Here is a 16,570-nt window from a genome sequence, read left to right as displayed (position 1 = left end):
TTGCCAAGCCGCCTCCTACAAAATCTGGCCGATCCGCGGCTGGAACTGCGGATCTTTCGGATCGTAAAATACCATTTCCCGTTCGAAATCCGTCCCGTAGAGCTCTAGCTTCGCAAGATCCAAGTCGATGCCGAAGCCGGGTCGATCCGGCACCTTGATGCTGCCTTGATGAAACGCCAGTTGCTCGCGCAGCAAATCACCGGTCATGAAGTTCAGATGCGTGTCGTTCGCGAATGGGAAATTCCGCGATGAAGCGACGAGGTGCACGTTACCTAGTGTTCCGATACCGGTCTCGGCCCAGCTACCCGTCACGCACCAAATGCCCGCGTGGTTGGCAAGATCGACGATTTGCTTCGCCTTCAAGATCCCGCCTGCTTCCGACGGGTAGACGAGAAAGCAAGCGCATGCTCTCTTATCGATTAATCGCAGAGCATCCTCGTAGGTGGCGCAGCCTTCGTCGGCAATGATCGGCACGTCGACTGCCCGCGCGACAGCAGCCATGCCGTCCACATCGTCGTAACGAGTCGGCTGCTCGACCATTTGCAAATCGTATTTCTCCATTCTTCGAATCGCTTTAATGGCGGTGGGCACACTCCAATTCTGGTTCGCGTCGATACGGATTTTCATCGCAGGGCCTACCGCTTCGCGCACGGCTTTCACTCTTCTCGCATCCAGGTCGATGTCCCTTCCGACTTTCATCTTCAGCTCGGTATACCCGGCTGCAGCGAATTTCCGCGCTTCCTCCGCGTTCGTTTCGGGTGCATCAATAAAGATATAACCAACGAATGCGACTTCCGTCTTCACTTTTCCGCCTAGCAAATTATAAGCTGGCGTGTTCAATATTTTCCCTCTCAAATCCAGTAAAGCCATCTCGATGCCCGCCATACCGTAATAGCCGATTTGCTTCCAGTTGACGCAATATTCCTCCAGCCGGTGGAGGATGGATTCCAGCTCCATCGGATCGCGGCCAACGACGAAAGGAGCAAACTCCTTGTCTACCACGGTTTGGATAACGGGAATGGTCGGTCCTACGGATTCGCCAATGCCGATGAAGCCTTCGTCCGTTTCGATTTGGATAATGAGCGAAGGTGCGCTATACCTGGTACCGCCCGCCCACTTCTCTCCTTTGTAAAATGGGATTTTAATAGGCATCGTACGTACAGCAGTGATTTTCATCGCAATTCCCCCTTTGTGTCATCTGCGAAAACGATGATTTTGACCGCCTCGTCGATTTGACTTCGAGCGAAGGCGATTGCCTTATCCATCTCTTCGAACCGATAGGCGTGCGTGAGCAGCGGCTTCACCTTCACTTGCCCGGAAGCCATCATTTGAATGACTCGCGGCCATACGCCCGGTGCATTCGTTGAGCCGAGCAAGTTCAATTCCTTCAGAACGATCGTTTGTACGTCTGCCGCAATCGGTTTGCCAGGCAATCCGAACAAGAGCAGCCGTCCACCTTTCTTGAGAAGAGCGATGCATAACGCGAGCGAGGATTCCGTGCCAGCCGCATCTATGATGATGTCTTGCGATTCCGATTCGGGAAGCTGCGAATCACCGCTGTTAATATTCGCTGCAGCGTCTGCGCCAAGCTCTTGCCCCAGCTTAAGACGACTATCCCGCATGCCGATAAAGCTCACCTTGCCCGCGCCTGCAGCTTTGAGCAGCTGTACGAAATACAAGCCCGTCGGTCCATCGCCTACTACGCTCGCATGCTCACCTATGCGAACATTCAACTTATCGATGCCGCCTAAACAACAATGCAGCGTTTCAGCTTGGGTAGCTTCCTCGAAGGAGATCGAATCGGGCAGTCGGTACAGATTAGCGTGTGGCAAGACCATATACCGCTGCCATCCTCCCGGATAATGGAGACCGAATTCTCCGGAATCGGGACAGCGGTGCTTGTTTCCGGATTGGCACTCCCCGCACTTGCCGCAGCCCGTTAACGGATCAATGCAAACGCGATCGCCGGCACGCCATGAAGTAACTCCTGCACCGACTCTCTCCACGACGCCAGCCAGTTCATGCCCAAGCGGAAGCGGCGGCGGCGCAAATTCCGCGTGTCCGCTCATAATGTGCAGATCCGTGCCGCAAATTCCAATCGCCCGAATGCGTACCTCGACTTGACCGTCATGGACTACACTGCGCTCAGCGACACGCGGCTCCATGGCATTAAACCCCGTCCATTCCCAAATCTCGTTTCGCATCTTACATCACGACCTCTGTATCGTATTCAACGAAACTTCCCGATCGGTCGATGATAGCAAAAGACAACGGCTTTAGTCGAAACGAATATCGGTCGTCTGCCCATATCAGGACACCTTCCGTTTCAACTTCCGCCAGATTAATCAAAATCGATTTTCCGCCATTGCTATCCTCCATCCATGTGATACCAATGTTTTCTCCCTCGGTGATCCATGGGAAACGCCAAGCGTCCTGGCTTGCCAGCTCCCGCAGTCGCACGGTTCCTTCCGTGACGTTGCTGGAATCTGCGTCCATATCCCAGAAAACCAAATGAGAGTGGGAGGATTGCAGGTTGCCGAGCAGATCTATATTTCTCGAAGCCGCCTTTCGATCGAATATGACCTTCTTGTAGCTCGTTAGCCTCTCTTGCCATTGTGCGCTCAACCGATAATCTCCGAAGAACAACAGCACTTCGCCGTCAGCGCTTAATTGATCCGCGCGAACCGGCTTAACGGGCAATCCCGCCAATACCGGCAGAGTCGTTGGTACGAATGCTTCCACGTATGCACCGTTCGTACCATAAGCGAGGTGCACGGGATAGTTGCGAACGGCATTCGAGCAAGCTTGATCGAGCGCTTGCAAGACCGGCCGCGCTGCCGTCAACGCTTGCCAGTAGCTTTCCTCCAGCAGCCAGGTACCGCTCATGAATAGAACGTTTTCGATACCGGCCGTAATGGCCAGCTTCGCTTTATAGACCAGATTATGCTCCTTTAAAGACCGTGGCGGGAAAATCGTAGATTCGCTATAGGCTTCCGCACCGGCCAAGAAATTCAGGTGATAGACGATCCCCATCAGCTCTTGCGCTTTCCCGTTCGGGTTCCCGAAACTTCCGTCATTGAAATGAAGCTCCCCCACACGGAATATCGTGTCCGGTACACGTTCACGAATAGATGGAATGTCGATTCCATGCCGCTCGTCTCCATAATGCATGACCATGATGCCCGGCCGAACCCCATCGATTTCCGTCGCTTTCACCACGTCCGTCACTTTATCGCATTGAAACGCAACCCAATCCAGCATCAAGTCCGTGTCCAGCTTATCTGCCGCCGCGTCCCGTAACGTTTCCCTTGTCGCTTGCCGATGATAAATGCGATTGAATTCGGCCACACAATCGTTGCAGTAGCAGCCTTCAATATCCGAATTATAGTTGCCCGCCCTCAGATCGTCGTCAAGAAACACTTCCTTAAAGCCCGCTTCTCTTAAACGGATCGCTGCTTTGCCGTTATCTTCGATTAAGCTGGCATCGATCGCACCGCAATAATAGACCGTGCTGCCTGATTTATCGATCCGGTAATGCCAATGCTTCGGGAGTTCCAGCTGCTCGAAATCCGGATCGTCCGGATTCAACGCGTTGCCCGGATGCCCCACCGGAATGGTCACCGCCCCGACCTCGAGCCCATGCTGCTCCGCGAACGCCTTCGCCTCCTTAAGCTCTTCGATATCGATCATTTTCCCGGAGAAGAAGCCGGCGATCCAAACCTTCTCGATCCCCGCGTCTTTCATATGACCAATCAACCGATCTCGCGAGGCAGCGTCCAGCAGCGGAAGGTGCGTCATGCTATAGTTTAGCTTCATCCCTTTACTCCTTTACTTGAGCCTATTCTCAAACGGTTACCGGTCCGAATACAACTAGCGGAATTCCTAATCCATCCTTCACATTGACGGCAGGGTTGAAGCCGGCTCCATGCGATAGCTGGCTATCTACCGGAACGGATTGCTCGAAGCGCAATCGAATGCGCAGCCGGTCTTCCGTTATTTCGGCTGTAAACGGAAACCTTCGATTCTCTTTCTCCACTCGAAAGCCGCACACGCAGCCAACGTCCTTCAAGTGGCCGTTGATTCCAGTCATGGCTATTGTCAGCTCGGTACGCCCCACATTCCACCCAAACAAGGCTGGCCGCGGGCCGGTCTCCGAAATCGGAGTTCCATATGCGATTCGCAAAGCCTGCCAAGCCATTCTTCGCCCGACTTGCTGAAGAGACTCGGTATCTAAATGGATAATGTCTGCCAAGTCCGCGTCTATGGTCGGTACCATAGCCGTGTAGGGAATCGCGTGCTCCAGCGCCAGCTGATCCGCTTGTACTCGGTTCCACAAGGCGGGATCCGGCCATCTCGCATCCGGCTCGAGGACGTAAAACACGGATAGCTGCGCATAGATAATAGGAAGCTGCGGGTCGTACAAGTCTTTGCGCAAAGCAGCTACCCAGGAAACCATCGTTTCGTAATACAAGGGAGCCGTTTCCGCGCCGGTATCGCTTTCACCTTGATACCATAGGCAACCTTTGACTTTGCCGCCAAGCTTATTCACCCTGCGCAGCATCGCCCCATAGAAGGAATGCCCTCCCTTGTCAGCTAGCCGGTAATCCCAATGCGCCATGCTGGTCCCGGAATGGGAGCATACGATGAGGCCGATCGGCACTTGGACATGTTGTCTAATCTCCTTGGCGAATGGAATGCCTAATCCCGCCCCATGCTGGCGAAATTGCCTCTGTTCGAGTATCGCGCGGGTAAGCTCGGCTTCCGGCACTTCCCAATTAATAGGATCAACCGATTCAAGCAGCCAGCAAAGCGGATCGGTCGCCACATCCCATCGATCTCCCATGTAGAAGCAGCTAATCCCGGTCTCCGGATGCTGGATATCTCCAAGCTTGCCGACGCCGTCCATATTCGACTGCCCTGCCAGAATCCAAAGGTCCCCAACGAAAACAGGTGTCACGTAGCTTCTCGCCTGCTCCTGTTCGGCATCGGCTTCGTCTGTCACCGTTACAATTCGAATTTCTACGACATGTTCGCCAACAGGCACGTTCGTCAAAGCACCTGAAAATAGATCGCCCTCGACAAGTCCCAAAGGTCTCCATGCGCCTACCGAGCTAGTTCCGATAATTCGTGCTTCCACACGTCCTAGCGAACTTTCGGGGAAACCGACAGCCGTCAAATTCAGCGTAATCGGAATTATCCCCACATCCCCTTCATCCCTTTGAACAACCTGATGCGGCACAGGCTCGACAATCTTCAAATAAACCGCCGGATTGTCCATACATTTAACCTCCTTAACTAATAGGGATTCGAAGGCATCATTTCCCAAACAAGAATCGTATCGAATGTTGCGTCGCCGCCTTCGCTGAAGAGGAACACGCCGGTGCTGTCCGATCTAACCGGATATACCCGTCTTGCGATAGCCTGACGGTCGTTAGCATAGATTTCGATGACGGATTTGTCGATGAAGATCGTGAATTCCAGCTTCTCAAACCCGTGAAGTCGAAATGGCGCTGCTTCCCTGATTTGCCTGCCGCCGGCACCGCTCTTCGTCGAATCGAACACCAGCTCGTTCGCAGCGGCATCGTAATAGAGAAGCGTGACTTCCTCTTCGTTCTCCGATGCACGCACTTTCAGTCCGGCTTTACGAGCTGATCCCGGTGTTATCGTAAGCCTAATTTCGGAGGATTCGCCGTTTATATTCGTTAACGCAAGCCTCTCCCCGGCAGGAACGATTACAGAGGGAAAGCGCTTCTCGTTGTATCGCAGCAAAGCAAGCTCGTCGACAGGTGCCATCCGCAGCGTCTGGTCATCGCCTAGCCATAACGTTCGCGGCAAGCTGTACACGCCGGACCAGCCGTATTGGAGCTCATCGTCTAGATTATCCACAAGCCAAGCCCACATAATTTGCCGTCCTTTATCGTCCATCAACGCTTCCGGAGCGCAGAACGTAGAATCCGACCATGTCATGCGACCGTGGGATTCCAACAGTAAACGATCGCCTTGATATTCGCCGATATAGTACTGGCAGCCTTTATTATGTGATATAAACAGCTGCAGATGCTTCCCGCTCGCTGCTCCGCCTTGCCGCGATACCGGAAGCGGGAAGAAGCTGGCGCACATATCGTCTTCGCTTTCCTCGGTCCATTTGTTCGATCGATCTCGTTCATAGAAACGGCCTGCATACGTCCACGTTCTGAGGTCCGTCGATTGGAACAGATCCGTCCAATCCCCTCTGGCTTCGAGCGGAGAATCTTCGGCTCTTCCGTATTTGCCCAATACGCAAAGGTTGCCTGTTTGCATATAGTAGACGCCTTCCCGTTTCCATATATTGCTCGGATCACAGCAGCCTACGTAAAGAGTTTCTCCCTCCGGACCGATGGCTTCCGTAATTCCGTTGACCGTGCTTTGCAAAGCGAGCTTGTCGAACTTCTCCCAGGTTTCATAATGTCTGTCTGAGCTGCGAGCGATTCCTACGCCCCCTCCGGCCATCGTTTCGAGGCTCGTTGCCAAGCTCGAATAGGAGAGATACGCTATACCGTCGTCATCGACGAATGCGCCTCCGCTGAAAGCGCCGTTATCGCCGTTGCTCACGATCAGGGCATCCCGGTGATAACGCCAGTGAACCAAGTTATGGCTCGATACATGCCCCCAATGAAAGGAATTGCCATTGTGCGCGTAGAGATACATCAGATGATAGCGGCCATTGGCATAGAAAGCGCCGTTCGGATCGCCGGGAATGCCGAGCCCTTCGGGCATCGCGAAATGATAGCCTGGACGATGGCGGTCCTCTAGCAATTTCATTCTGAATTCCCTCGTTGTGCGAATCGCTTCACGCATCTTCTCATTCTCCATGGTTGGGTCTCCCTTTTATAGGATCATTCTCAGAATGGCGGTACTGATTACCGGGTCGAATTGTCCCCAGTTCCGATCGGCGAATCCATAGGGATGGTTGATCATGTTGCCTTTCAGCTCGGTTATGAAATACTTTCCATATTCGTGCAAATTTCGGAAATAGGAATATCCGCCGACGAAAGCGACTCCGTATTCGGCTGCTAAACTCCTGTACAGGTCATGATACTTTTGGAAGTTTGCAGATGACGCATACCTCGAAAACAGCGGATTGGCTCCGTTGTTCGTAAGCAGCATGCAAGGGATGTTCTCGTCCCTAATGCTTTGCAGGATATAACGAGCAGCGACTTCCGTTTCCTCCGGATTGCCATGGCAAACATCATTGATAAAATACTCGATGATGATCAAGTCTGCCGCGACCGGCACGACTTCTCCGCGAAAGCGATGTCGGCCATGTCGCATCTCTTCTCCCCCATACGTAATGGAAGAAGTTGAGATCTTCGTTTGCGGATAGGCTTCCCTCAAGCCCTTGATCACCTGAGAGGGCCATAAGCCTGAGCGTGCGTTGCTTGCACCGAAAAAAGCAATTCTCACAGGTGTACCCGCAGCCAGCTTCTCCCTAAAACCATCCAAATGCTCGCGTTGTTCCAAAGGCATGCATGTCAGCGGTTCGCTGCCGTTCAAAGCCGTTCTCCGGTCGAAAATCATTTCCGGGTAAGCTTGAACGTAGAATGTACCCGATGGGTCACCATCTTCTTCCAGCCATAGAGGTGAAAAATCGAGCTCAAGCCCCCAACTCACCGGGAAACGATAGGCGGTTTGGAGCAACAACGGCAAATTCCGATCGCGCGTCATCGGTACGTGTTCCGTCCATCGCCACGTATCCGCTGTCAAGCTATCGTTCATGCCGTAATCAGCGCCTGACGCGGCTATTCGCGCTTGATAGCTTCGCCCGTAACCCTCCTCGTCTGCGACCGCCGACACTTCGATCACGTATTCGCGTTCCTCCATGTCCTCGTAACGGCCGATCAGCCGCGGAACCGTCTGTGAAACGGATGCGAAGCGATGTTCCGCATTCGAAACGACACTCCCGCCGCCATATACGCGGTTTTGTCCCCAGCCTGTAAACACATGCGCAAGCACATAACCTTCTCGAACCTCCGGCGGCTCTGGCAACAATAGCTCGCGCGATTCCGGCGCCTCACAATCGCCTTCGAAGACTCTAATCGTTCCATCCTCTAACAGCACGATGGCATCGTAGCGGCATAACCAAACCGCATAATCCAGCGACAGCTCCTCACCCGCATCAAATCCCCCTTGCGGATGACGCTTGATGGATCCCCAATAACTATCGTGCGTATAGTCCGTTTCCGCGAGATAACGTCTGTTTCTGTCCTTCGAATACACGTGCAAGGATCCCGGTACCATGCGTTGATAGGGCATTCCACCGCTGCCGCGAATGTCCTCTCCGTTCCATCCGCTTGGAGAAGAGGTACCTTCGCCTTGCATGCGATAGATTTGATCGACTAACGATCTCTGGCCGGCCTCGCGAATCGAAACCATAACGGGCTCTATCAGTTCGACCATCCTGATTCCCGTATTCATCCACCCAGGCTCCACGATAACGTTCAGAGAAGCAGGCTTGGAGGATACAACAGCAAGTCCCGAATAGCACGGTTTCATCGTCAATCCTCCCGACTTAATCCGTTTCCGTCAGCATGATCAGCTGCGAGGTTAAAGCTGTATCCATTCTGATTTCGAGCCCATCCCTCGACAAAGCATAGCCTTGGAGCGAGAATTCGGTTCCTTCCGGTTCTACGACCACGCGGTAGCTCACCTTCTTATTCAGACCTCTGAACTTCAAGGTATAGACGTTATCCTCCGTGTTCATGAGCCGAAAAACCGCTACGACGGCTTTCTTCCTGTCTTCCGATACATACTCAAGCGCTGCCCAACCGCTGCCGTCGGCTCCGGGGATGACCGGGGTATGATGATACACTTTCGCCGTTCGATGAAACGTCCGAATAAATGATTTGTAGATTTCGATATACTTCCGGGTCGTATCCATAATGGCCGGATTCGCTTGCTCCAAGGAGGGCGTAATCCCGAACAACGTCGGATGTCCCATGATAATTACATGCATTTGGGTATCCAAATTGCCGGCATACGCGCTTTCGATTCCCGTCGATCGGTTCACATACTCGGGCGGCAGCGCCATACTCATGCCGTTCAGAATGCGAACCGTGCGCGGCATCTTAAACCAATCGGAAACCCAGGTTGTCGTGAACCGACTGACGATGCCGACATCCGTCCGCCCTCCCCCGCTAGCGCAATTCTCCAGCTGCAGGTTCGGGAACCTTTTGCCCACGCGCTCGAAAATATCGTAAATGGCTTCCACATGCTTCCAATGCGTATTCTCGTGCCGGCCGTCCTCGACATTAAAGCCGCCGTCGTTAGAGCTTGAATTGTAATCCAGGCGGAACATATCCAACTTGTATGTCTCCACGAGCCGGATGATTTCTGATTCCACAAAGGCTCTGACCTGCGGTTTCGCCAAATCGAGGACACGATCGAACTTGCTGCCGTACTTATGAAGGAACCAGTCCGGATGCGCTTCGGCAAGCTTCGATTTAGAGCCCGCAGTTTCCACTTCGACCCACAATCCGACCTTCAAGCCAATAGATCGCGCATAATCGAAGACTGGGAACAGATCATTCGGCAGGCCGTCCGCGGGATACCAATCTCCCGTCGTATTTCCCCAATCCGTGCCCTCTTGGCCGTTCTCGCCGTACCAGCCTGCATCAACCATCAGGAGCTCCGCGCCTAATGCCGCCGCGATATCCGCTTCCCGCTTCAGCCCTTCCTCGCTCATCTTCGGCTGTTTATATCCCGGCTGCATATAGCCTGACTGATTATAGATAACCGGCTGCAAACCGTCGCCGACTTTCCGCAGGACCGACTTTCGAAGATGCGCATGCAAGCCCTGAATCGCCGTATCCAAATCCGCATGGCTCATGCCGAAATGCACGACAGGCGCATGAAGCGTTTCCCCTGGTGCAATGAGTCTGGCAGGAGCAGGCGTAACAGGCATAATCTCGAAATTCAAATTCACTTTCATGGGCAGCCGCCCATCGTTGAAGTAATCTGCGAAGAAAGCCGTTTTCCAGTTGGCCGACCAGCCCATCTGGCACACGAAGTAGCCGCCGTTCATATTGTTGCGCAGGACGAAGAACGGGCTGCTATGCCCGCTCATGCCGAACGTCGACTGGAAGAAAACGCCGGTGTTGACGGGAATATCCTGCCAATCAAAGTTCCCTTCGTGCGACCAGTACAAATCTTTGAAACGCCCGACGGAGTAGGGACTAACCGAAGCATCTCTCAAATTATCGGCCAGATTGTCCGTGATGTTCCAAATGCAGCCCTTCATAGGGGTCATGCTCGTAAGTCCAATCGTCGCTTCTTCCGAGAGATTCGTGATTTCGATGGCCCGTTTGAAAAAACCGAATCCGCAGCAGCTCGTGGTGATTTTCAGTGCGATCGGTTTTATCGTATTTGTCAGCGTTAACGTTCCATGTACGTTTCCTATGTCGTCCTCCATAGAGACGAAGTCTGCAAACTCCCAACCGAAATAGAGAGACTCACCGTCTATGATGAGATCGAACGACGGCTTATCCAACAAATCGCTTAACTCATAGATGGTAATGCCGTTATCCTGAAACCCTGCTACGAGCAGCCTGCCGTCTACGAGCGTCTCCGTATAAATGGAGAGATCCGATACGTACTGGAAGCGTTTCTTCGCTAGATCCGCGAATATGACGTTCGATTGAACAGGCAATGTCGACATCTCCCCTCTTACATTTGATAGAATATTCTGAATTTCCAGCTCCCAATATTGTCCGGCTTCAGAACAACTTCGCCTTTGGAGCTCTCGAATGCCGCGCCTGCCACAGGAACGCTGCTTCCGTCCGCTAATAGTTCATAGATAACTCCCTTGGCATCTCCGATTCGCAGCTTCGTTTCGAAGGAACCTGTTTCGTCGAAAGATCCGTTCAACAGCAGAAGAAGCCAACCGCTTCCATCCTCCGCTTGTTTGAAGAAAGGAACGACCTTTAGACAGCGATCGATAACAACGGGGAGCCTCTCATTCCATAGCCAATCGCAAATCCGCAAGAGCTGCGTTCGTTTGACCCCGGAGTGGATCAATTGCCAAGGAACGTATCCTTGAACGGCGACTCTGCCTCCCAGTGCATTCTCGTAGATCGTCGATGTCGGCCCAACATCTTCGTTTGTATAGCTGATTAAACGGCTGAGAACTCTTACTTCGTCGTAGAGCGGTTTAAGCACATACCCTTGTTCCTTGCTCAATGAATTGCGGGCATCCCTATTGTCGTAAGCAAACCCGTTATTCATTGGATCGGAGGAAAATCGTTCATAAACCCCGTTGTCGTACTTCCTGTCGATAGCTACGCCGCAATAGTCTCCTAAACCTTGCGCGGTCAGAATTTCCACGGTTTTACCGTCCATCAACACGCCGCGGCTCAGCATCGCCAGTAATTCCTCGGTCGTATAGCCCTCCGCCATCGTGCCGCTCAGAACGGTCGTGCAAGACCGATCTCCGTCCATGCTGAGCGGAATGCCGATCTCGCTAAGCACATATACGTTCGGCGCATTATCGACGGAAATAGGCTCGAACCAACCTCCGCTATTGACGTTTCGGCGAGCCTCGTATAAGGGAGACAATGCCGGGTACAGCCCTGCATTTACATAGTTTCCGGCGATTCGATCCATCGCTGTCCATAACGGTTTATTCGCTTCGATCGCGTCCATGATCTCGTGGAATTCCGCAAGCGAACCCTCTTCACCCTTCAACGCGTTAAAAGCGACGCCATTGGTACCGGAAGCGATGGAAACCGTGCATTCCAGCATCGCGATATGTACGGACTTGGACAGCCGGTGATAGGGGAAGTTTTCCAACTCGTATTGAATGTCCTTCACTGCCTCGGGATAATGCGCGATTTGGCGATTGACTTCGTGAGCCTTGCGGATTAATCCGAACGGCTTCGCGTCATCGAAGAATCCGCCTCCCGGTCTGCCCTTCGTGGAACGTAGCGCCGAGAACCACTTCTCGTAATCAGCGCCTGTATAAGTAGAGATATTAAGGCTGACCGTCATTAACCCGAGCTCGATTCGTGGATCTACCTTACGAACGGTTTCCGCGATATGTTGGAGTAAACTTTCGATGGTAGCGATATTTTGCTGGACCCAATGTTCCCTGTGCGTCTTGCCTTCCGGGGAATTTAATACGCCTACTAGCTCTTCTCTCGTATATGCGGTCTGATGTCCATCGTTATAGATCCCGATGCACGTATCGCAGAAGCAGGCATAGTCCACCCCGATTCCGAACATGCGCAGGTCATCGTCAAGCCAAATAAACGCCGGTTGCGCCAAAGCGGCCATCGTATATTTATGGCCAATATACGTGCGGAACTCCGCGGAATTCGGACAGAAGGAGCACGTGGAGACCTTCCCGTCCCACCCGACCGCACCTTGATGTGGCAGTTCGGGCAGCCAATCCCAGGCTTCGGGCATATGGCCAAGCGTGCTAAGCATATTCATGCCTACATTTCGGAAGCCATGGAAACGAAGGCGTTCCATACGGTTCTTCAGAATGTCGCATCGCTTAGCGAATTCGCCCAACGGGTAATACCCGTAATGCCAATACTCCGTAAACAAGGTCAGCTCATCCACGCAATTTCGATGCCGCAGCAAGAAGGTTAGCAGCTCTTGAAACTGATCTTCTCTTTCATAACGGGAAACACCGATGCGAAACGACAATTTCATCTGGCAGCCACCTTCTCTTTACTAGAAAAGGGACCCTCTATAAGGCAGTCCCTCTTCAAGATAACCGGTTCGATTATTGGTCCAATTTGATCGTTTTCGCAAATTCTTTCGCGTCTTCGATCAGCTGGCGGAACTCGGCATACGCTTTGTCCACGCCCATCGCGTTGAAATCATCGATGGCTTTCTGCTGCGCGGCATCGAAGGCTCCATCGTCCTTGGCCATAATATATTTCGCGACGTTCGCCATGAAATATTGTTCCGCCTTGACGAGCGTTTGCGCCGTTGCTTCGGAAGGCTGCTTGACGAACGCGGTGAACGGGAAGTAGGTCGTGTTCACGATGCCTTTGCCCTCTTTCACCAGCTTGTCGTACACCTGTCCCGGATACAAATCAGCTCCGAACTGCTGGGCAAGTTCCTTCTCGGCTTTCGTAACGGTTGCCGGATCGATGTTGATTTTCAAGTCAAGCGGATATCCGTCTTCGGCCGGGTAGCTCTCGATCAGGCCGGCCAACCGATTCAGCTTCACCGTTCCTACGCTCTTCAGATAGTCGGAGTAGCCCGGATCAGAAGGATTCGCCATCTTGCCGATCAGCTTCGGTTTCCCGTCCACGACGTCCCAATCGACGCCTTTGACACCGGTATACAGCAGCCTCCCGCCTTCCGTTCCACTTAAGAAATTAAACAATTCCATTGTGCGTTCAGGGTATTTATTGGTTTTCGTAATCGCATGGGCAGGCGATAAACTATTGCCGCCCGGATTCTCGATCGGATACAAATACAGGTAGCCAGGGAACGGACCAGGTAATTGCAGCAATTGCGCGTTATCGTTGCCCGTGTTCTTTATTAATTCGTTACCGCCCATCCAAAAGCTAGCAGCGGAGTTGAACACTTGACCGGAGTTGATCTTGGCGATATACTGGTCGATCTTCTGCGTGATGCCCTCGGGATCGAAGATACCCATGCGATAAGCCTTATTGAAGAACTTGATGCCCTTCCAGAACACGCCGTCTTTCTCGGTGAAATTGTATGAAACATCGCCGGTCGTCGCATTCAAAGAGGTATCCGAGAGCCAGTTGCTCCATCCCAGCGCGTGAGGGTACGAAATAATGTAAGGGAACAGCTCTCCTCCCCATGCGGAGAAGGCATATGTTTTCTTGCCGTCCTTGGTCGTTGGATACTTATCTTGCATGTCTTTATTGACCTTCAGAAAATCGTCTTCATTATTCATGACCGGAGCGCCGATTCCTTTGTACAAATCCCATCTCGTATAAAATCCGACGAAACCGTCTTTGGCCATGCTCGCATCGTTGGCTTTGCTCACCCGAACCGGCAGGAAATACACCTTATCCGTGTTATTGCTTGCCACTTTCTTCATGATCTCCAGAGCGCCTGGCGTGTACTTCTTAATGTTCGGACCGTATTTATCGATCAAGTCGTCCAGTGGAATGACCTGACCGCCTTGAATCATGGAATTGACCAATGCAGAAACCGATCCGACCGTCATGACGACGTCAGGCAAGTCGCCGCCGGCGATCATCGTTTTTGCTTTCACGTCGTCGCCGGTGATGAAATCAAGCGTGATGCCGAGCTTTTTCTGAATCTCCTGGGCGATTGTCGTGTTCCATATCCCCTTGTCGGTATCCGCTCCCCCGATAAACACTCTTAAAGTGATCGGGTCTCTGGGGAGGACGGGATAATCCGAATCCGTAGTTGTGCTTGTAGATGTGTTTGAGGCATCGTTCGCAGCTGGTGCGTTGTTAGCATTGGAAGAGTCGGTTCCATTGTTCGTATTTGCCTTATTGGTGGAATCGGTAGTTGTGGACGATGAGGTGTTGTTTTCTTCTTTGTTACCGGAACAGGCCGATACCAGCAGAAGCGTCATAGTAAGCACGATCGCAATCAGACTCTTTCTTTTTCGCAAGATTGACATGGAATACCCTCCCTCTTCATCGTAAGAGTGCATCTATCGATACATGGTCCCCTAGAAAAACCATCATATCTACTTCAACCTTTTACTGCTCCAAGCATGATGCCTTTGATGAAATTCTTCTGCAAGAAGGGGTAGACGAGAATGATCGGAAGCACCGATATGACGGTGATGCTCATTTTGATCGTTTCCGGCGAAAGCTGGAGCTGACGGCCTGAATTCGCGTTCGTCACCATTGTGGTCAGATCCGTCGCCATGCCTTGTGCTTCGTTCAAATAGGCGAATAGGATGACCTGAATTGTCTGCAGTTTCTCGTTATCGACGAGCAGGTAATTATCGATCCATGTATTCCAGCAGCCTACAGAGGCGTAGACGGCAACTGTCGCGACTATTGGTTTAGACAAGGGGAAGATGATCCGATTGAAGATCGTCAGAAAACCTGCGCCATCGATTTCCGCTGACTCTTCAAGCGAAGCGGGCATTTGTTCAATATAGGTTTTAATCAGAATGATATAGAAGGCGTTAATGATTCCAGGCAGGACATAGAGTAGGAAGGAATCTCGCAATCCGTATGTTTTCATCGTAATGTACCACGGGATCAAGCCCGAATTCAGATACATCGATGAAATCACGATGCGATACATGGTTTTGCGAAGGGGCATAACGCGTTTCGTGAAGAGATAGGCAAACATCGCCGAGAAGTAGACGCACAAGACGGTGAAGATAACCGTCTTCTCCACGGAGACCAGGAAGGCATGCGGAATCGTATTCAGGCTAAGTACCTTGATATAACTGTCAATATCGAAATCAGCAGGAAAGAAATAGATGCCCTTGGATGCAAGTCTCGGATCGCTGATCGAGTATATCAGAACGTAATAGAACGGATAGATGCAAACGAAGGAAAACAAAGCCATGAATATGTAGTTGAACCAATCGAATAATCGTTCCGCAAAGGAGCTCTGTTGATTTCTAATCATAGGATCGACTCTCCCTTCGTTTTCTTGGAGAGATAATTGACCGCGAACAACAGCGCGATACCCAGCAGTGACTTCACCATTCCTAGCACGGTAGCGTAAGAGTAATCGCTGATCAGCCAGCCTACTTTGTAGATATAGAAGTCCAGAACTTCGATCTTATCCGCGACGAGCGAGTTATAAAAAACGAAATATTGATCAAATCCATTATTCAGCAAATTGCTGATTTGCAGCAGTAGGAGGACGAAGAAGGTTGGAGCCAGCCCCGGAATCGTGATATGGCGCATTAATCCGAATTTCCCCGCGCCGTCAATACGGGCCGCTTCGTATTGTTCGTTGTCGATACCCGCTATGGCTGCAATATAGATGATCATGGTCCATCCTATACTTTTCCACACCGAAAGCCCCAACTGGAAGAACCATGTCGCGCCATTATTGCCCATAATTCCTATAACAGGTACGTCGAGATGCAAATTTCGCAATAAGGTATAATACAGTCCTTCGTTCGAGAAGACCGCGAACGTTAACGCGAATACGACAATCCAGCTAATGAAATTCGGCAGCGTAGTTACGGTCTGAATAAATCGCTTGTATTTACCATGTTTGACTTCGTTTAGCATGATGGCTGCTATCAGAGGCAGCGGCGTAACCAAGATCGAAAGAAAACTCATCGCTAACGTGTTTTTGAGAACCCGATAGATCTCGCTCCATTCGTTGTAGATTTTAAGAAAGTTATCCAAGCCTACGTATGGCAGCTGCGAGAAGCTGAGCGCCGGATTATAGTTATAGAAGGAATAAATCCAACCGAATAACGGGACGAAGTAGAAAGCGACGACGTAAATCATGAATGGCATGGCGATTAAGAAATATCTCCATCCCGTTCTATTTCTCTTAAAGGTCATTGGATATTTCTCCTTGCCTCATAGATTTGGTCTATGGACTCATTATAGAAAAGGGACGATCCGAAAAACATGGACAT

At 51.6% G+C, this 16,570-nt stretch carries 11 protein-coding genes; all 11 read right to left on the bottom strand.

Annotated elements, in window-relative coordinates; all coding sequences use genetic code 11:
• Positions 1–15 precede the first annotated feature (15 nt).
• The 11 genes from BLW29_RS00595 to BLW29_RS00545 all read right to left on the bottom strand — a co-directional run bounded on the left by BLW29_RS00595 (position 16) and on the right by BLW29_RS00545 (position 16,493).
• Complete coding sequence (locus tag BLW29_RS00595; protein WP_090975397.1) at positions 16–1,176, bottom strand: mandelate racemase/muconate lactonizing enzyme family protein; 1,161 nt, start codon at positions 1,174–1,176, stop codon at positions 16–18.
• Positions 1,173–2,204, bottom strand: a complete 1,032-nt coding sequence (locus BLW29_RS00590) for a zinc-dependent alcohol dehydrogenase (RefSeq protein WP_090975396.1) — start codon at positions 2,202–2,204, stop codon at positions 1,173–1,175. The genes BLW29_RS00595 and BLW29_RS00590 overlap by 4 nt, the downstream gene beginning before the upstream one ends.
• A gap of 1 nt (position 2,205) precedes the next feature.
• Positions 2,206–3,816: a hypothetical protein gene (locus tag BLW29_RS00585; RefSeq protein WP_090975395.1), complete on the bottom strand. Its 1,611-nt coding sequence runs from the start codon at positions 3,814–3,816 to the stop codon at positions 2,206–2,208.
• Positions 3,817–3,844: 28 nt separating this feature from the next.
• Positions 3,845–5,278, bottom strand: coding sequence for a sialate O-acetylesterase (locus tag BLW29_RS00580; RefSeq protein ID WP_090975394.1), 1,434 nt, complete (start codon positions 5,276–5,278; stop codon positions 3,845–3,847).
• A 17-nt stretch (positions 5,279–5,295) separates the two neighbouring features.
• Positions 5,296–6,852, bottom strand: a complete 1,557-nt coding sequence (locus BLW29_RS00575; protein ID WP_090975393.1) for a glycoside hydrolase family 32 protein — start codon at positions 6,850–6,852, stop codon at positions 5,296–5,298.
• A 15-nt stretch (positions 6,853–6,867) separates the two neighbouring features.
• Complete coding sequence (locus tag BLW29_RS00570; RefSeq protein ID WP_090975392.1) at positions 6,868–8,532, bottom strand: SGNH/GDSL hydrolase family protein; 1,665 nt, start codon at positions 8,530–8,532, stop codon at positions 6,868–6,870.
• Between the two features lie 16 nt (positions 8,533–8,548).
• Positions 8,549–10,684: an alpha-galactosidase gene (locus BLW29_RS00565; RefSeq protein ID WP_177186413.1), complete on the bottom strand. Its 2,136-nt coding sequence runs from the start codon at positions 10,682–10,684 to the stop codon at positions 8,549–8,551.
• Between the two features lie 17 nt (positions 10,685–10,701).
• Positions 10,702–12,690, bottom strand: a complete 1,989-nt coding sequence (locus BLW29_RS00560; RefSeq protein ID WP_090975390.1) for a hypothetical protein — start codon at positions 12,688–12,690, stop codon at positions 10,702–10,704.
• Positions 12,691–12,763: 73 nt separating this feature from the next.
• Entirely contained in the window at positions 12,764–14,620 is a 1,857-nt protein-coding gene (locus BLW29_RS00555) for a type 2 periplasmic-binding domain-containing protein (protein ID WP_090975389.1), read from the bottom strand.
• A gap of 74 nt (positions 14,621–14,694) precedes the next feature.
• Positions 14,695–15,594 carry a carbohydrate ABC transporter permease gene (locus BLW29_RS00550; protein WP_090975388.1) on the bottom strand — a complete coding sequence of 300 codons (900 nt, stop codon included), beginning with the start codon at positions 15,592–15,594 and terminating at the stop codon, positions 14,695–14,697.
• A complete protein-coding gene (locus BLW29_RS00545; protein ID WP_090975387.1) occupies positions 15,591–16,493 on the bottom strand; it encodes an ABC transporter permease subunit in 903 nt (300 codons plus the stop codon). Before BLW29_RS00545 ends, BLW29_RS00550 begins: the two co-directional genes overlap by 4 nt.
• Between the last annotated feature and the right edge of the window lie 77 nt (positions 16,494–16,570).

The organism is Paenibacillus sp. CF384, assembly GCF_900106745.1.
GTDB lineage: Bacteria > Bacillota > Bacilli > Paenibacillales > Paenibacillaceae > Paenibacillus_Z.
Note: the sequence above shows the minus strand (reverse complement) of the source record. Positions and strands in the feature narration are given on the sequence as shown.

Coding starts and splice junctions, on each gene's coding strand:
- BLW29_RS00595 (WP_090975397.1), bottom strand. CDS start 1,176: ATGAAAATCACTGCTGTACGTACGATGCCTATTAAAATCCCATTTTAC.
- BLW29_RS00590 (WP_090975396.1), bottom strand. CDS start 2,204: ATGCGAAACGAGATTTGGGAATGGACGGGGTTTAATGCCATGGAGCCG.
- BLW29_RS00585 (WP_090975395.1), bottom strand. CDS start 3,816: ATGAAGCTAAACTATAGCATGACGCACCTTCCGCTGCTGGACGCTGCC.
- BLW29_RS00580 (WP_090975394.1), bottom strand. CDS start 5,278: ATGGACAATCCGGCGGTTTATTTGAAGATTGTCGAGCCTGTGCCGCAT.
- BLW29_RS00575 (WP_090975393.1), bottom strand. CDS start 6,852: ATGGAGAATGAGAAGATGCGTGAAGCGATTCGCACAACGAGGGAATTC.
- BLW29_RS00570 (WP_090975392.1), bottom strand. CDS start 8,532: ATGAAACCGTGCTATTCGGGACTTGCTGTTGTATCCTCCAAGCCTGCT.
- BLW29_RS00560 (WP_090975390.1), bottom strand. CDS start 12,690: ATGAAATTGTCGTTTCGCATCGGTGTTTCCCGTTATGAAAGAGAAGAT.
- BLW29_RS00555 (WP_090975389.1), bottom strand. CDS start 14,620: ATGTCAATCTTGCGAAAAAGAAAGAGTCTGATTGCGATCGTGCTTACT.
- BLW29_RS00550 (WP_090975388.1), bottom strand. CDS start 15,594: ATGATTAGAAATCAACAGAGCTCCTTTGCGGAACGATTATTCGATTGG.
- BLW29_RS00545 (WP_090975387.1), bottom strand. CDS start 16,493: ATGACCTTTAAGAGAAATAGAACGGGATGGAGATATTTCTTAATCGCC.